Source organism: Ruegeria sp. F12, assembly GCF_056533885.1.
Window position 1 is genome coordinate 18594 of record NZ_JBQFOV010000015.1, and the last position, 15063, is coordinate 33656.

Annotated in this window: 12 protein-coding genes; 5 read left to right on the top strand and 7 right to left on the bottom strand. The window is 53.2% G+C overall.

What is annotated here, in order from left to right:
- Positions 1–159: 159 nt before the first annotated feature.
- Both ACR0CA_RS17465 and ACR0CA_RS17470 read right to left on the bottom strand, forming a co-directional pair.
- Positions 160–1833 (bottom strand): alkaline phosphatase family protein, encoded by a 1674-nt coding sequence (locus ACR0CA_RS17465; RefSeq protein ID WP_480900396.1) that lies wholly within the window; start codon positions 1831–1833, stop codon positions 160–162.
- A gap of 296 nt (positions 1834–2129) precedes the next feature.
- Entirely contained in the window at positions 2130–2693 is a 564-nt protein-coding gene (locus ACR0CA_RS17470; protein WP_480900398.1) for a hypothetical protein, read from the bottom strand.
- 52 nt (positions 2694–2745) lie between these two features.
- Between ACR0CA_RS17470 and ACR0CA_RS17475 the strand changes: the two genes are divergently transcribed.
- The gene (locus tag ACR0CA_RS17475) at positions 2746–3372 is read left to right on the top strand and encodes a TetR/AcrR family transcriptional regulator (protein ID WP_480552583.1); all 627 of its coding nucleotides are present in this window, start codon (positions 2746–2748) and stop codon (positions 3370–3372) included.
- Positions 3373–3491: 119 nt separating this feature from the next.
- Here ACR0CA_RS17475 and ACR0CA_RS17480 read toward each other — a convergent pair whose 3' ends face one another.
- Entirely contained in the window at positions 3492–4676 is a 1185-nt protein-coding gene (locus tag ACR0CA_RS17480) for an alpha/beta hydrolase (protein WP_480900400.1), read from the bottom strand.
- Between the two features lie 323 nt (positions 4677–4999).
- On the opposite strand from ACR0CA_RS17480, the gene ACR0CA_RS17485 reads away from it, so the two are divergent.
- The 3 genes from ACR0CA_RS17485 (at position 5000) to ACR0CA_RS17495 (ending at position 9986) form a co-directional block, all read left to right on the top strand.
- On the top strand, positions 5000–5374 hold the full coding sequence (locus ACR0CA_RS17485) for a helix-turn-helix domain-containing protein (protein WP_480900474.1): 375 nt from the start codon (positions 5000–5002) through the stop codon (positions 5372–5374).
- A gap of 129 nt (positions 5375–5503) precedes the next feature.
- Positions 5504–7129: a L,D-transpeptidase family protein gene (locus ACR0CA_RS17490; protein ID WP_480900402.1), complete on the top strand. Its 1626-nt coding sequence runs from the start codon at positions 5504–5506 to the stop codon at positions 7127–7129.
- 112 nt (positions 7130–7241) lie between these two features.
- Entirely contained in the window at positions 7242–9986 is a 2745-nt protein-coding gene (locus ACR0CA_RS17495; protein WP_480900404.1) for an AsmA family protein, read from the top strand.
- An 11-nt stretch (positions 9987–9997) separates the two neighbouring features.
- On the opposite strand, the gene ACR0CA_RS17500 is transcribed toward ACR0CA_RS17495, so the two are convergent.
- Entirely contained in the window at positions 9998–10342 is a 345-nt protein-coding gene (locus ACR0CA_RS17500) for a hypothetical protein (protein ID WP_237218079.1), read from the bottom strand.
- Between the two features lie 622 nt (positions 10343–10964).
- Here ACR0CA_RS17500 and ACR0CA_RS17505 point away from each other — a divergent pair.
- Entirely contained in the window at positions 10965–12014 is a 1050-nt protein-coding gene (locus tag ACR0CA_RS17505; protein WP_480900406.1) for a GlxA family transcriptional regulator, read from the top strand.
- Here the strand turns inward: ACR0CA_RS17505 and ACR0CA_RS17510 are convergent.
- The 3 genes from ACR0CA_RS17510 to ACR0CA_RS17520 are packed head-to-tail and all read right to left on the bottom strand — an operon-like array spanning position 11974 to position 15055.
- On the bottom strand, positions 11974–12906 hold the full coding sequence (locus tag ACR0CA_RS17510; protein WP_480900408.1) for a 3-hydroxyacyl-CoA dehydrogenase NAD-binding domain-containing protein: 933 nt from the start codon (positions 12904–12906) through the stop codon (positions 11974–11976). The two genes, ACR0CA_RS17505 and ACR0CA_RS17510, sit on opposite strands and share 41 nt — an antisense overlap.
- Positions 12906–13637: an SDR family NAD(P)-dependent oxidoreductase gene (locus ACR0CA_RS17515; protein ID WP_170770728.1), complete on the bottom strand. Its 732-nt coding sequence runs from the start codon at positions 13635–13637 to the stop codon at positions 12906–12908. Before ACR0CA_RS17515 ends, ACR0CA_RS17510 begins: the two co-directional genes overlap by 1 nt.
- Complete coding sequence (locus tag ACR0CA_RS17520; RefSeq protein ID WP_170785376.1) at positions 13637–15055, bottom strand: aminobutyraldehyde dehydrogenase; 1419 nt, start codon at positions 15053–15055, stop codon at positions 13637–13639. The genes ACR0CA_RS17515 and ACR0CA_RS17520 overlap by 1 nt, the downstream gene beginning before the upstream one ends.
- Between the last annotated feature and the right edge of the window lie 8 nt (positions 15056–15063).

The following is a 15063-nucleotide window of genomic DNA, read 5'->3' on the forward strand; positions in this document are numbered from 1 at the left end:
AGGGCAAAGAAATCTGGAATATGGGTGACTTGCTTAGGGACGGAATTGCAAACCATGTCGCACTCAGCATTGAACCATCCCCCATACGATATCACAGATCGGTGTTTTTTTCCACCAATACGCATTGCCGTTGGTCACCCGACGAAAAGAGAAGACCGCTTATGGATCTGGAACGTCAATCTCGCTCAATGTTTCACCCGCAGCGCTGCTAGGCTGGCTGATACCTAAAATAGTGCTCAGTGTGACGGCCACGTCCACCGTGGAAACGGGACGACTGACGCGAGTTGGCTTGATACCTGGACCAGCGAAAATGATTGGAACATGCGTGTCGTAGCGCCAAGGCGATCCGTGCATTACGGCAATTGGACCTTCCTCGAAGAGAAATGAATAAGGTGTCTGAACAACATAAATGTCGCCAGAACGTGTTGGGTGATAGTTTCGCCGGATCTGCTCCTCAAGGGTATGCCCTCGTTGTTCAGGAAACGGTTCAGTTGGCATCGCAAGCTCAATGCCCGGTGCAGCCATCAAGTTTTCGACGATGCGTCGCTCGATAACACGCCTGTCGGCGCCTGACGCTTCAATGGCGGCATTGTCCAGATATACGTAAGGACGAAAAAAGAACTGTATTGCGGATTCCACTCCGAACTCATCGGCGATGACCGAATTCACATCTATCATCAATGCTTCGGTGGAGTTACGGAATGTCGAAAGCCCGGCTTCGGCCATCTCTTCTGGCGCTTCCGGCATGCCATGATCGGCGGAAAGCACATAAAGCACATTCGCTCGTCCAACCTCTCGATCCATGAACTCAAAGAAATCAGCCAATGTCTCATCCAAACAGCGCACCATTTCTTCATTTTCTAGGCTGGATGGTCCGAAGAAATGGTTGGTTGCGTCTACACCTGAAAAACTGATGCTTAGGTAATCCGGCCATTTATCGTCACCAAGCCCCTCCTCTTTGACAACAGTTTTTGCAAAGTCGGCCGTGATCCGATCCCCATGAGGCGACAATAAAACCTGCGTGTAGTAGAGCCCGTCTTCCGGCTTCCCATAGAAATGAGGGAAAGTGCGACCGAATGTGCCAAGGTTGGTTACAAAGGAGCGTTCCTTTCTTTCCATTAGGTAAGGCGCGTCAGAACACTCCGGCCACCACTCACTTTCGATCTTAGCATCTGCGGCGCGTTTAGAGTTCCAGTCGAGAACCCAATCGGGATACGCGTCATAATAAAAAGCACTTGTTTCAAATGCCCCTGTAGCCGCCGACAGCCATAAAGCTTTTCCAGAATGCCCTGCCATTGCAACCGCCGAACGGTCTTTACCAGATACGGAAAAAACTTTTGATCGACCGGCATTGGCTTTCACCAGTTCGTCTCCAAACGTCGTCGCCAACAAGTTAACGGGAGAACGGCCCGATGTCACAGCAGCGGCTTGTGTCGGGTCGACTTGATCAACGTTTCCACCGAAGCCTGGAACCGGCAACATCGGGTAGTCCGGATCTTCAATATTGTATCCCAATCGCTCTTCAGCCCTGTTGAACCAGGCATTGCCAATCATTCCATGATCAGAGGGATGGGCTCCTGTAGCGAGCGTCGCGTGGCCAACAATGGTTTCGGTGTTGGCGTGACGATGATGAGCGTCGGTGTACCAGACGCCGCTTTCCAAAAGCCTTTTGAAACCAGCTTCGCCGAAGGCGGCCTCATAACGAGAAATCAAGTCTCCGCGCAGTCCATCAATTGTGATTTGAACAACGAGTCGGATGTCTTCCGTTGCACTAGCCGCCGTCGTGGATATTGAAAAAAGGAGTGTTGAGACTAAGGCAAATGATCGCTGCATTTATGACCTCATAGAACTACCCAATCCTCTGAATACCAGCATCTGCGTCCACCGGCTACTGAGGGTCATTAAAGATGCTCTTTTGAACTTCCGATTTGGGCTCAACGCAGTCATCTGAGTGTTTTTCTCAGATGACTGACAAGAGGCGTAAAGCAGCCGTTCAGGACAAAAATTTTAAAGTTCCTACCGTGAATGACTGCTTCTCACATCGAGCGGACGTTGGCTGAAATATCGCGAATGACCGCTATGCGGACGAAGCGAACTTTCGCTGCGGCTGCGCCAATGACTGCCTTCAACTACCACTTGAACACATGACGTAGGACGCGGAGGTTGCCGCTTAGCTTGTTGCCTCCCAGATCCCCGGCAAGCCTTTGCAAGACGTCGCCAAAACCATAGTTCGGGATTGCATCTTGCACGGCCTTAACTTGCGCCCGCGTCAAACCTTTGCGAATTTTACCATCGGTCGCATCGACCCAATCGCCCTTGCGAACGGCTTCTACGATACGCTGGTTTGGGCCGCGGTAAGGGAAAACCTTGTGATGCCAGTGGATCGCATTCCGCAGCAATTGAGGATCAAACCCCCAGCCATATTTCTCGTTGTCTGCCAAGGCATGCTCTTCAGATGGTTCCAGATAAGCAAGCTCGTTCTCTGTCCAGAGGCCAAGGTCGTGGTAAACAAATGCGGTTTCGACCAAAGGTCTTGCTTTTTCGTCGCCATCAAGAAAGTGCATTGCATAGGTGATCACACGATACACGTGACCCCGATATGCCGGGTAATCGTCGCCAATGATGTCGCGGTGAGGGGCAAACAGGCTTTCTACACGATCACTATGATCGATAATATGAATCTCATCGGGCATCTTGCAGCCTCGCTTGGAATTGGTTGGCATAAGTTGTAATCAGGTGATTACAATGATGGGTAAAGATAAGTCAACAGGTGATTACTTGAGTAATGCATTGAACCAGCCAAAGATGTCCAGCGCCAAGCAGCGCAATCCATCCGCAACCAAAAACGCTCTGCTTGATGCAGCGCGAACAGAATTTCAGCGGACGGGGTATAATGCGGCGAGCACACGCAATATCGCGTCGGATGCCGGGTGCAATGCCGCGCTCATCAATCGTTACTTTGGCTCGAAGATCGGCTTATTCGAAGCTGTCATGGAAGAATGTATTGATCTTGCCCCTCTTCACGGCCTGTCACCTAATGAGATGGTTGAGGCATTGGCTGACATCGCCTTGGGCAAAGCTGATCCAACGGGTGGCTTTGACCCTATGGTCGTAGCTATCAAGTCTTCCGGTTCCGAGGAAGCGCATGACGTTATTCGCAACAAGCTCGGTAACCCGATGGTCGAGCAACTTGCTGCTTTGATCGGCGGTAACAACGCTGATCAAAAGGCTGGAATGTTACTCAGCATCGTCTCAGGAATGTTCGTTGGTCGTGTTTCGGTGGATGCTGATGCACTATCTGCAGAACATGACGATGCCTTAAGAGCGTTATTAGGTCACGCGATGACGGCCGTGTTGTTGTCAGGGACGTAGAGTACTTCTGGTCATTTGACATTCTGCTTCGAAGCGGCCATTCGCACATGGCGCAGCATTTGGAAAAATGGGCACGAAGCGGACGTTCAGAGATGTCAAGCCGATGCCTGGCTTGCGGACTAAGCAGACCTTAGGAAATCGAGCGATACATGCATAATCGTTTCCCATGCGTCTGTTCCTGGCAGAGGTACGTGATTTCTACCTTCCACGATTCTCAACTGTGCATCTCGCAGCAAAGAGGCCAGCAAGCTAGATTGGCTTACTGGATTGACGGAGTCTTCAGTTGTGTGAACTACGAGGACCGGCACCCGTACTTGGTCGAGGATGTTTGATACGTCGAAGGTGTCTATCGAACGCCTGAGTTCGATCGCTGTGTCCGGTGATGCAGAGGCCAACTGCATCTTGCACATATCATCAATCTGTACCGCCGATGCTTCGGGCATAAATAACGTCGCATAAGCCTTGCCAAATGCACCGCTTGGCTTGCCCCAACCTTCTGATATGAGGTCAAGAAAGGTATCCGCCTGAACAGAGTTGGGTTCGGGCTCACGGACGGCGCGGCCCTGAACAAAACCACCGTACAGAACCATTCGGCTTACGCGCTCAGGATAGGCGGCCGCGAATGCCAGCGACACAGGCACCCCCTGTGAAGTCGCCCAGATCGGAAAGCGTTCGAGTCCAGCGTCGTCGGCCACAGCAAGCATGTCTTCGACCAGCCGTTTAAGCGTGAAGTCCGTCGCGGAGGCTCCCGAAAGCCCGGTCCCCCTCTGATCGTATCGCGTAAGAGAAAAATGTGCGCCAATGCGATCAAGCGTCGGTCGCCTGACTTCACTCTCCCAATCCATATTCAGATGCGTCAGGAATTGCCCGGCCCTCATCAAAGGTGGACCTTCGCCGCTAGTAGCGTAGGCGATGACAGTGCCATCCGCGGATCGAGCAGCTTTGCTGATCTGGCGATCAGAGCGTGGTTTAGGTGTATCAGGGCTTGTCCGCGCGACGCTGGAGACTTCAACAGAGAACCGATACCCCCGCTTACTCAGCGTTTCGAGCATGCGGTTCGCACGATCGTTGTCGCCGATGGCCCGTCTGACCGCATTGATCCTGGTTGAAATAGTTGAATCTGAGACAATCCTGCCATCCCAGACATTTTCGACAAGATCGTCGCGCGAGACCACTATTTCTGGATTCCGCAAGAAGTATTCCAACACGCCGAAAACCTGCGGCTCAGGACGTACGGATTTACCTGACTTCCAAAACATCTGCCGATCAGTATCGACCGCGCAATCTCCGAAAGTGACCTTCATAGACTAAGCATGACTCAATGTGGGCAATCCGAGAAGGCCTAATTTTTCTCAAGAAAATCTGGATGCTCTCTTCAAGTATTCGCCCGCCTGCGAAGGCACAGTGTTCACGTCACACAAGGAACAAACACATGCCAACCCCTAGTTCTCAAATACCTGACCTTCGCCAAATCGGATCTGATTGTGCATTCGGTCGCAGCCAGCAGTGCGATTACATATTTGCCGCCGTCCGTTCAGTGTTCATTCGACTTCGCCATTTAGCCAAAAAAACCCAAGACAAAAGAACGCAATAATAGGTTAGTATGTCGTTCCCCGCGTTTTGGTTGATGCAGCAATCAAAATTTGAACGAAACGAGGCGACGGAAGCGGACAGTCCCATTCAAAAAGTGCTCGACTTGGCCTACTTATTCTCTGTGATTGACTACTCCGCATGGCCCGGCTTGGACGGGTTTGCAAAATTCATCGGTTTGCATTCTAAAACGCTGCAAAGAGAACTTACAAGACACGACACCACAGGGGCAGAACTCGTAGGCAGCACGAAAATGCGTCAGGCGGAGCAATGGTTGACCGAGGGGCGCCTTTCCATAACAAAGATTGGAAAGAACTTGGGCTACAAAAACCTAAGTGCGTTTACACGAACGTGTCGCCGTTGGTTTGGATCGTCGCCTTGCCGGTTAAGGCACGACCTAGATGGTCGATGATTTGCCCGTGAAGTATGTCCGCTTTGCCAGCAAAACCTGAGAACAACAAATTACGATTTGATTATACAAAATGTTGGAGTATCCTTTTTCGAAGCACCCACATATAGATTGGCTGTTTAGGAGGGGACGGTGAAAGTTCTTAGATCAGCGGTAGCAACTGTACTGACTGCAACGCTGATGACATGCCCCAATTTAGGCGCAGCAGACCAAGTCTCGGAGCAGATAGAAGCGCTGCTACGGTCAAATACGAATGCGAGTGGCACACATTCTAACAGTAAGAGTTTGGACGCAGGAATCCTTGTTCCTCGTTTCTATACAGACAGAGAATTTGCGCCAGCTTGGACAAGTTTTGAATTGGTCGACGAACTATTTCAGGAGTTGGATGGAGCAATTGATCAGGGCTTTACGCCGAGTGATTTCAAGCTAGAAGAGCTTCGATCCGCTTTCAAAGACTCACAGGCTGGCGATGCCTCAAATAAAGCCCTGTTCGACATTTTGGCAACCGACGCCGCAGTAAAACTCGTGCATCATTTGGTTTTTGGAAAAGTCGATCCAAACGCATTGGACGACGATTGGAACTTCTCAAAACCAGTAATTCAACAAGACCCTTCAATTGTATTGAACCAATTTCTTCAAGGTGAAGGCTTCAGCGCTTTGATTGAACGCATCGATATCGACAATGCGCAATATACGATGCTCGTTGATGCATTGCGCAAATACAGAGCTATTGCATCAAAGGGAGGCTGGATCAAAGTCCCCGAAGAAACAGTTCTGAAGCCGGAAATGGTGGATCCTGCCGTCGCCGAACTGCGAAAAAGGCTAGCGACAGAAGGCTACGATGGAACAGATGAATTTCCAGAAATCAGGCAAAACGGCATAGATCCAGCTTGGGTTTATGACGATTACTTGGTGCAACTGGTAAAAACCTTTCAAAATCGTCACGGCCTGGAGGCAGATGGCGTCGTTGGTGGTAAGACTTTCGCGTCTCTCAACAAACCTGTCGAAGATCGCATAAACAAGTTGCGCCTCAGCCTGGAACGAGGCCGTTGGCTCATGCGGGAAATCGACGAAGAGTTCGTGCTGGTAAATATTGCAGGCGCTCGTACTTACTTGGTCACATCTGGCGGGACGCTTTGGACCACCCGATCAATCACAGGTTCAGCCTACCGCAAAACCCCAGTGTTCCGAGATGAGATTGAATACATGGAATTCAATCCGACTTGGACCGTTCCCGCCTCGATTTTTCGGAAAGACAAGCTTTCGCGCATCCGCAAGGATCCTGCCTATCTGGCGCGCAACAACTACTTAGTTCGGAACAAAGACGGTCACACAATTCCTGACAACGCTGTGAACTGGGGGGCAAAGAATCCCGGCGTCACTTTGGTTCAGCAGCCGGGCCCAGACAATGCGTTAGGTTTAGTCAAGTTCATGTTTCCCAATAAATACGCAGTGTACTTGCATGATACCAACGACCGCAGCCTTTTCGACCGAAATGAGCGGAACCTAAGTTCCGGCTGCGTGCGTCTTGAGTATCCGTTCGAATTTGCCAGCCTTTTGATGGAGGGAGAGCCGGGCTGGAGCCGGCAAAAGATGCAATCCATTCTCGATAGCGGGAAGACAACGCGAGTTAACCTACCCGAGCCCATGCCGGTCCTTTTGACCTATTGGACTGCGTGGGTCGAAGATGGGGCCGTACATTTTCGTGAGGACCCATACGAACGAGATGCTCGAATACTTGAAGCTTTGGACCGATGAACACGTCATTCTCAAAGAGATACGCAATTCTGAGTGTGCTAAATTGCCAGTAGGATTGGTGACTTCCAATTGGCGGAAATTCGAAGCAGTGTGAGCTGCAATAGGGGAGCACATGAGGGTTTGGCTCGTAAGAATAGTTGGGCTTGTTGCATTTCTAGCCTTCGCTGCCGTCGCTTTTGTCTGGTTGTTGCTTGCCGCTCCGATGTTCTCGGACACGCGGCGCGGCCTTGTGGAAAGAGTTCTTTCGGAACAAATTGGTCGGCCACTTCTTGTCAACGATGATGTAAGCGTCGCGCTTGGCCGCACGAGTTACATTCACGTCGGTGGCGTGGTTATCCCGAGCCAGACAATGCCGGAGTCACCTCTTGTAGAGTTGAACCTGCTGGAACTGGAGCTGGACATTGTCGCCTTGACCAACGGTCGTCTGTATTTTGACAATCTCGTCGTGGAAGGGCTCCAAGCAAATCTTCTTACAGCCGCAGACGGCACGACAAGTTGGCGAAAAGGCAGGCCAACACCCAGGCCCGTGTCCGAGGAACCTGTATCAGCGGATGATCAAAAAGACGTCGCTAGCGCTGATAGTATCGATGAAAGCGACACCGAAAGCAGTGGGATCTTGAACTTCCTGAGCGACAAGAACGTCAGTTTCACGTCAATCGGGTTAAACATCGACGACAAGGTCTCGGGCTTCTCGTTTGTGTTTGACCTTCAGTCACTCGCGCTCGAACAAGTAGATAATGGACAAAGAACAAAGGTCTCTGGTTCCGGCTCCGTCAACGGTCAGGGTTTCGAAATCGAAGGCGACTACCCCCATGACGCGCCATTTAAGACGGGAGCGAGTTTTGGAGAAATGACCGTGAGCTATGATGGCGAGCCCTTCACGGAAGACGAAGGTGGTGGCTATCGAGCTGTGTTGGAGATGGACACCGGTGAATTCGGTGATTTTCTAGATGTCATTGGGTTGGAACGCGTTTTGGAAGGGAATGGCCAGTTGCAGGCTGAGCTCGTGTCTCAGGACGGCCTGAAGATCGAGGCGTTTACAACTACCGTAAGCCTGGAGGATGGACAAAAACTCGAAGCTGAAGGTTCAATAGATGACCTCTACACCGCTCAGGGCGTTGATCTGCTTTTCAACGCACGGCTTCATCCGGAAGGACAGCCGCCGCCAGCAGCAAAAAGTATCCAAGAACTGAAGTTTACTGGCTTTGAAATGCATATGGTCGGATCCCTGGCTTCCTTCGAATTCGAGAAGTTGCTGTTCCAGACCAATGCGTTCGACCAGGGGTTAGACGTAATCGGCCCAGCCTCAATCGAAAGCATTCGCCGCATGCCAGATGGCCGGCTCGCCATGCTGGGAATCGCGCTACAAGCCGGGCCAATTGACGAGCCTGTCCTGAAAGCCGAAGGTGAAATCCTCGATCTGCTTCAGCTTCAGGACGTGACTTTCGATGGTTTGCTAAACGGGCCCGCCAAGTTGATTTTGCCTAACCTCGATGAAGATTATGTTGACCAGTTCGGCGGCATCAAAGCAGATTTCAACATATCCAATGCGGGCGGGCCGGTTTCACTCAACAGATTTAACGCGACTACTTACGACACTGATCTCTGGGCACTCGATCTCGCACTTTCTGTCAATGAGCTAAAAGGGCTAGCCGGTCTCGATTTCGACGTGAAACTGGATGTCGACGACGGTGCCCAGTTTCTGACCGCGCTCAACTTGCAACCTGTCGAAATCGGAGCGTTAGCTATCGATGCTGAAACCTCCAGGCAGGGTGAAGACTTTGATGCCGCAATCCGGTTCAAAGCCGGGTCTTCCGATCTTCTGGCGGCTTTGGATGCGCGGTTTCCCGAAGGTGCATCCGTCGTCCGTGGCAACATTACGAGCGAGACGCTCGATCTCAACGACCTTAAGAACCTGACCGCCGTGCTGGACCAACTGAAAGGCCTGGTAGGCGAGGCATCAAAAGAACCTGAAGCCGAAGTTCAGCCTTTGGTTTTGCCGAAGGAAACAGACGTTCAGCCCCTGGTGTTGCCAAAGGAGAAAGGGAAACCTGCCGATCTTCTGGATCTGCAACGTGTTCTGCGAGAAGCTGACGTCGAGGTACAGATAGACTTCAAAGAGATTGTAGGCCAGCAAGGCGTAACATCTGTTTCAAGCCAGTTGTCTGCCAAAGACGGAACCGTGGATTTTGGTCCTCTTCAAATGGCCTATGGCGGCGGAAACTTCAGTCTTCGGGCGGTCATGGATCTGATTGACTCACCCGATTGGCTTTCCTTGTCGGGATCGACCTCGGGATGGGAATTCGGTGAGATCCTTGATGAATTGGGAATTGGTATTGATGCTTATGGCCGTTTGAGCGGAGAGTTCAACGTTTCAGGCAGCATCACCTCGGGTAAGGCCTTCATCAACTCCATGCGCGGCAATGCGTCTTTGTCGATGTCGCAGGGCTATATCAGCACCAGCCTATTGGAACTGGCGGGGCTGGGCATTTTCCCCTGGCTGTTTTCAGAAGAGTTCAGACAGGGCTACACCGACATCACTTGCGTGGTCGCCCCGGTTGATATTCAAGCTGGGCGGGTGAGCTCAAACTCCATCGTTATTGAAACGGGATCGGTTCAATTGGTTGCAAAAGGGCAATTGGATTGGCTGAACGATACGATAGCAATAAGAGCGGAGCCGCGGCGCGTTGGCAAACCCCTATCCCGAAGCGCTTGGCCCTTTGATGTGACGGGCCAGCTTACCTCACCAAAGTTCAAGCTGGATGTGGGTGGGTCGAGAAACAAGGCCCCGGAAGGCGCTGATGCCATGCCTGCCGACAGGCAGCCATGTGTACCGGACATCAATCAATTGCAATAATCGGGCGCGCCCTAGTTCTTCAGCGGTTCCGGCTGCTCGGCCTGACACGCCAGAACGGCCTCAATGGCTTTTGCAGATCCGCTGAGATCGAGTTCAACCTCGGCCCCGCTTTCGCCAATGATCGTAACGCTTTGGCGCTTTCCAAACTCGGTTACAAACGCCGGGTTGTCGAAAAAGGCGTAGCCACCGGGAACTCCATTCTTGTAGACACCCACGGCTTCTCCTTCGAATTTCGCATCACCAAAGTCGAACCTTACGATGCCCGTCGCACCGTCTTCGATTTGAACCCAGGCCGGATTAAAGGCAGCAAAGAAGCCGCCAGCCTGATTGGGCGCTGCACCAATTTCAACGGTCATGTCGTTTTCAAAGGGCTTCCACGCGAGACAGCCGTTGCCCTTTTCGGGATCAATCAGGATTGTCCAGTCCCCGGAATTACCCCACCGCTCCATACCAGCGGCATGAAGTAAGCTTGCACAAAACAAAGCCAATGTTGCCAGCACATACCTGTACATTTTTAACCCCAGATTAGTTTTGAAGGTTTACCCATCCTACCGATCAAGGAAGATCAATCAAACGATACAGAAGAAGCTTAATCAGGTCACAAGTTGTTGGTGCGCAACAGTGAAGTCTGCTTCCTGCTCATAGCCGTATACGCTGCTATTGGAAGGAATGCCCGGTTTGAACAGTCTGCTGCACTTTGCAAATTCCGCTTTCTGCGCATTGCTGTCATTGGGACATCGCGCGGCGGCGGTCAAAATGGGCTCGCTGCCGTCGTTAGTTGCGGTTTGCCCAAATGACCGTTTCGCGGATAAAGCGGATAGTCAAATGAAGTGCAGGAATTTCTGCTGTCGACCAGTTGCTGACATCTGGCATTTACCGTCGATGCAGAGATGCGGCCCCCCAAGGCGACATTCGCTGCGGCCGCAACATAAACGCAGTTCATTTGACAAATTCAGACGCGTTTTGACAAAATCAGACATGTCCAGTCCAATCATAACCCAGCATGAAATAATCGCTCTCGTGACTCCACATTTCAATGCGTCGGCGACAACGTCGTTCATTGATCCGTTTCGCGTGGCTAACTACTTGTCAGGGAAAAATAAGTTTTCGTGGACCCTTGTCTCAGAAAACGGCGGCGGGATCGAAGCCAGCAATGGGATGCTGATTGAAACCACCCCCGTTAAAGACGTCAATGAAAGCAACCCTTGGCTCGTTCTTGTTAGTTCAAGCTGGACGCCCGAGCGCTACACGTCGCACGAGCTTCGCAATTTGTTTCAAAAGTGGTGGCGGTCGGGCGCGATCATCGGTGGATTGGACACAGGCGCGATCATACTTGCAAACGCAGGTATGCTGAAGGGAAAGACAGCGACGGTTCATTACGAACATATCGATGCATTCATCGAAATCGCCCCGGATACGGAAGTGTCTGAGAATATGTTCGTGCAAGATGACCGCATATTCACGTGTTGCGGGGGCACGGCGTCTACTGATGCGGGGCTGCGGTTAGTGCATGCGGTGGCCGGCGAGAGCATTGCGAATGCGACGGCGCGGTATCTGTTTCATCACGAGGTTCGAGGCGAAGGGCGTTCGCAGAACCCCAAAGTCGTCGAGCCAATGGGCTATGTCACGTCTGGCGTTGTGCGAGCGGCAATCGACTTAATGGAAGCCCACCTCGAAACGACGCTGTCGATACCTGAGATCGCGGAAAGACTGGATGTCTCACAACGTCAGCTCAGCCGATTGTTCGATCAGTACGTGTACAAATCACCTGTCGCCTATTATCGCGACATTCGCTTGGACCGGGCCCGCGGACTGGTTACCCAAACCGAATTGAAATTCAGTGAGATCGCGGCCGCATCCGGGTTCAACAGTCAGGTTCATTTCAGCCGCGCCTATAATCAACGGTTCGGTTTAACACCAAGCGCAGATCGGATCGAAGGTCGCGTCCCTTTCGAGTTCCGCGCCTGGCCGATGTACAAGCCGGATCTCAAGAGCGATGCGGACGCGTCGCGATCTGCATCGCCGTAAGCATTTTGTCCCGCTTCGCGGATAGCTCCGCCGTGGTTTTGCCCTCGGATGCTTTAGCCATGCCGTCGACCAACAGTTTTACGGTATAGTCGTCTAGTCGTGGATCGCCCAGATCGTCCCACCATCCGTTAAATGTGTCTTTGAAATGGTCGCAAAAACCCTGTAACCCGCCCTCACCGGCACCAAGGTGAAACAGGGTTGTCGGCCCCATGGCAGCCCATCGCAGTCCCGGCCCGGCCCACATGGCTTTGTCGATGTCTTCGACGCTCGCCACGCCTTTGACAACCATGTGTACCGCCTCGCGCCAGATGGCCGCTTGCAGACGGTTGGCAACATGTCCTGGCATCCCCTTGTTGATGCGGATGGTCACCTTGCCGATGTCGACGTAGAAGGCTTCAGTCCGGTCTAACAGTCCCGCCCCTGTTTCTGAGTTAGCCGTAAGTTCGACCAAGGGGATCAGGTGCGGTGGATTGAATGGGTGACCAAGGATTAAAGGGCTTGGGTCTTTCCAACCTTTTTGTAACGCCTCCAACGTCAGACCGGAGGTCGAGCTTGAGACAATCACGCCGGGTTGCAGCAGGGGCTCTATCTCTCGGTAGGTTGCGTGTTTGAGCGTCAGCCGTTCTGGCACGTTTTCCTGCACGAACTGGGCAGTTTGCACCGCTTCACCCGCGCGCGCAACAAAGCGCAATGCGTCAGGCGTGGCGCGCGCGGTTAGCCCTAATTCGTCCAAGGCGGGCCACGCCCTTTCAATGTACTTTCGCACGTTGGTTTCCGCGTTCGGATCAGGATCGAACACCGTCACGCAGCGCCCCGCTGCAAGAAAAAGCGCAGTCCAACTCGCGCCAATGACGCCAGCACCTAAGACGGCTGTATGTACAATCTCGTCCATCAGAAAAGCCCCGGGTAAAGCGGTGACGCAGCGGTCATACCGCCGTCAATTACAAAGAGCTGACCTGTCGCGAATGCAGCTTCGTTCGAGGCCAACCAAACCGCCATGGCGGCAATATCGTCAGGCTTACCGAACCGGCGAACAGCGTGACGGGCCAGTGCGTCCTGCTTCGCTTTTGCAGGGTCGTCAGCAAGATCAAACCCTGCATCGAGCATTCCGGTTTCGATCCAGCCAGGACAAATTGCGTTGCAACGAATGTCTGGTCCGTGATCCACGGCGATGGAACGCGTCAGCCCGTGCACGAAAGCTTTTGACGCATTGTAAAGCGCCATGGACGGGTCCGCGACGTTGCCAGAAATCGAGCCGATGTTAATAATCGATCCGCCTTTGGGCATAAGCGGGACAAACGCGCGGCAGCAGTTAAAAACGCCACGTGCATTTACGCCCATCACCAGTTCCCAGTCGGCATCCGTGGTATCAACCACAGTTTTCTCGACCTGCACACCCGCATTGTTGACCAGAATGTCCGTCGCCTCGGCGATGATGTTCACTGCCGCAGGATCTGACACGTTGAGCTCATGCCAAACGACATCTTCAGGCAGTCCGCCGGGTCGAGGCCCACGTCCGCAAGTCGTAACGGTCGCGCCCTCGCTCAAAAACGCGTCTACGATACCGCGGCCGATGCCTTGCCTGCCGCCCGTCACAAAAGCGCACTTGCCCGCCAACCGCATCAGTGCGCCACCATCACGTGCCGGATCGCGGTATAGGCATCCAAGGCGTAAACTGACATGTCGCTGCCTGTACCCGAGCCTTTCATCGCGGCCCACGGCATTTCGGGCGTGGCAACGCCGTGGGTGTTCACCCATGTGAAACCATAGCGCAGCTTAGAAGTCATATTCATGGCGCGTCCCACATCGCGGGTCCAAACCGAGGATGCCAAACCATAGCTGGCTGAATTTGCGATCTTCAATGCCTCTTCCGCATCCGAGAACCGGGAAACGGTGACAACAGGACCAAAGATTTCATTACAGGCAACCTCCGCGTCGTTGTCTACATTGGCGATGACTGTGGGCTTGTAGAAGAATCCGTCGCCGTCGCCTGCGGCGCCGCCTGAGACGATCTCCGCAGCGTTGCGCGCGCGGTTAACAAAACCAGCGACACGGTCGCGTTGAGAAGCGGACACAAGCGGCCCCATTTCCGTGCCTTTGGCCTTAGGCGCACCGATCTGGATCTGGTCAACCTGATCCTGAATTGCAGCTACGATCTGGTCATAAACACCATCAGCCACCATGATGCGGCAGGGTTGCGCGCAGTCCTGACCGGCGTTGAAATAGCTGCCATATCGAATCGTCTCGGCTACGGCATCAAGATCTGCGTCTTCGAATACTATGACCGGGGCCTTCCCTCCCAGTTCAAGATGCACGTGACGGATTTGCTGAGAAGCCGCGCGCATGGCCGCCATGCCGGTAGCTGGTGACCCCGTGATCGTTATCGCCTCCATCTCTGGGCTGTTGATCAACGCGTCACCAACGGACGGGCCGCGTCCGTGGATCACGTTCAGCACGCCCTTGGGAAGGACATCCTGTAATAGCTCCGCCAGACGCAGCGTAGACAGCGGCGTCAGTTCAGAGGGTTTCAGTACTAAAGGACAGCCTGTCGCAACCGGCGCGGCCAGCTTCCATGACGCCATCATCAACGGATAGTTCCACGGCGCAATTGCAGCCACAGGCCCGACTGGATCACGGCGGATCATGGATGTGTGGCCTGCAACGTACTCGCCGGTCGCAGACCCCGTCATGGTGCGAGCAGCGCCTGCGAAGAAACGAAAGACGTCGATGGTCAGCGGCATCTCGTCATCGTGCGCAGATGGCCACGGTTTGCCGACATCCAAGCTTTCCAGCTCGGCCAGTTCTTGGCTATGCGCTTCGATCACATCAGCGATCTGCAGCAGCAACGCCGCGCGCTCTGCCGGAGGGGTTCTCGCGAATGCGTCAAACGCTTCTGCAGAGCTGCGGGTCGCCGCCTTAATCTGCTCCGGGCTTGCCTCGCGTACCGCCTCGAGCACCTCGCCTGTCGCTGGGTTCAGGACATCGAGTGCCTCGCCTGTGCCTTCGACCAGCTCGCCGTTTATCAGCATTTTCGTTTGCATAGGTCCCT

Excerpts from the sequence above, each read along its gene's own strand:
- ACR0CA_RS17480 (WP_480900400.1), bottom strand. The coding sequence starts at position 4,676 with ATGAAGGTCACTTTCGGAGATTGCGCGGTCGATACTGATCGGCAGATG.
- ACR0CA_RS17515 (WP_170770728.1), bottom strand. The coding sequence starts at position 13,637 with ATGCGGTTGGCGGGCAAGTGCGCTTTTGTGACGGGCGGCAGGCAAGGC.
- ACR0CA_RS17475 (WP_480552583.1), top strand. The coding sequence starts at position 2,746 with ATGATGGGTAAAGATAAGTCAACAGGTGATTACTTGAGTAATGCATTG.
- ACR0CA_RS17470 (WP_480900398.1), bottom strand. The coding sequence starts at position 2,693 with ATGCCCGATGAGATTCATATTATCGATCATAGTGATCGTGTAGAAAGC.
- ACR0CA_RS17495 (WP_480900404.1), top strand. The coding sequence starts at position 7,242 with ATGAGGGTTTGGCTCGTAAGAATAGTTGGGCTTGTTGCATTTCTAGCC.
- ACR0CA_RS17465 (WP_480900396.1), bottom strand. The coding sequence starts at position 1,833 with ATGCAGCGATCATTTGCCTTAGTCTCAACACTCCTTTTTTCAATATCC.
- ACR0CA_RS17510 (WP_480900408.1), bottom strand. The coding sequence starts at position 12,906 with ATGGACGAGATTGTACATACAGCCGTCTTAGGTGCTGGCGTCATTGGC.
- ACR0CA_RS17485 (WP_480900474.1), top strand. The coding sequence starts at position 5,000 with ATGCAGCAATCAAAATTTGAACGAAACGAGGCGACGGAAGCGGACAGT.
- ACR0CA_RS17500 (WP_237218079.1), bottom strand. The coding sequence starts at position 10,342 with ATGACCGTTGAAATTGGTGCAGCGCCCAATCAGGCTGGCGGCTTCTTT.
- ACR0CA_RS17505 (WP_480900406.1), top strand. The coding sequence starts at position 10,965 with ATGTCCAGTCCAATCATAACCCAGCATGAAATAATCGCTCTCGTGACT.
- ACR0CA_RS17520 (WP_170785376.1), bottom strand. The coding sequence starts at position 15,055 with ATGCAAACGAAAATGCTGATAAACGGCGAGCTGGTCGAAGGCACAGGC.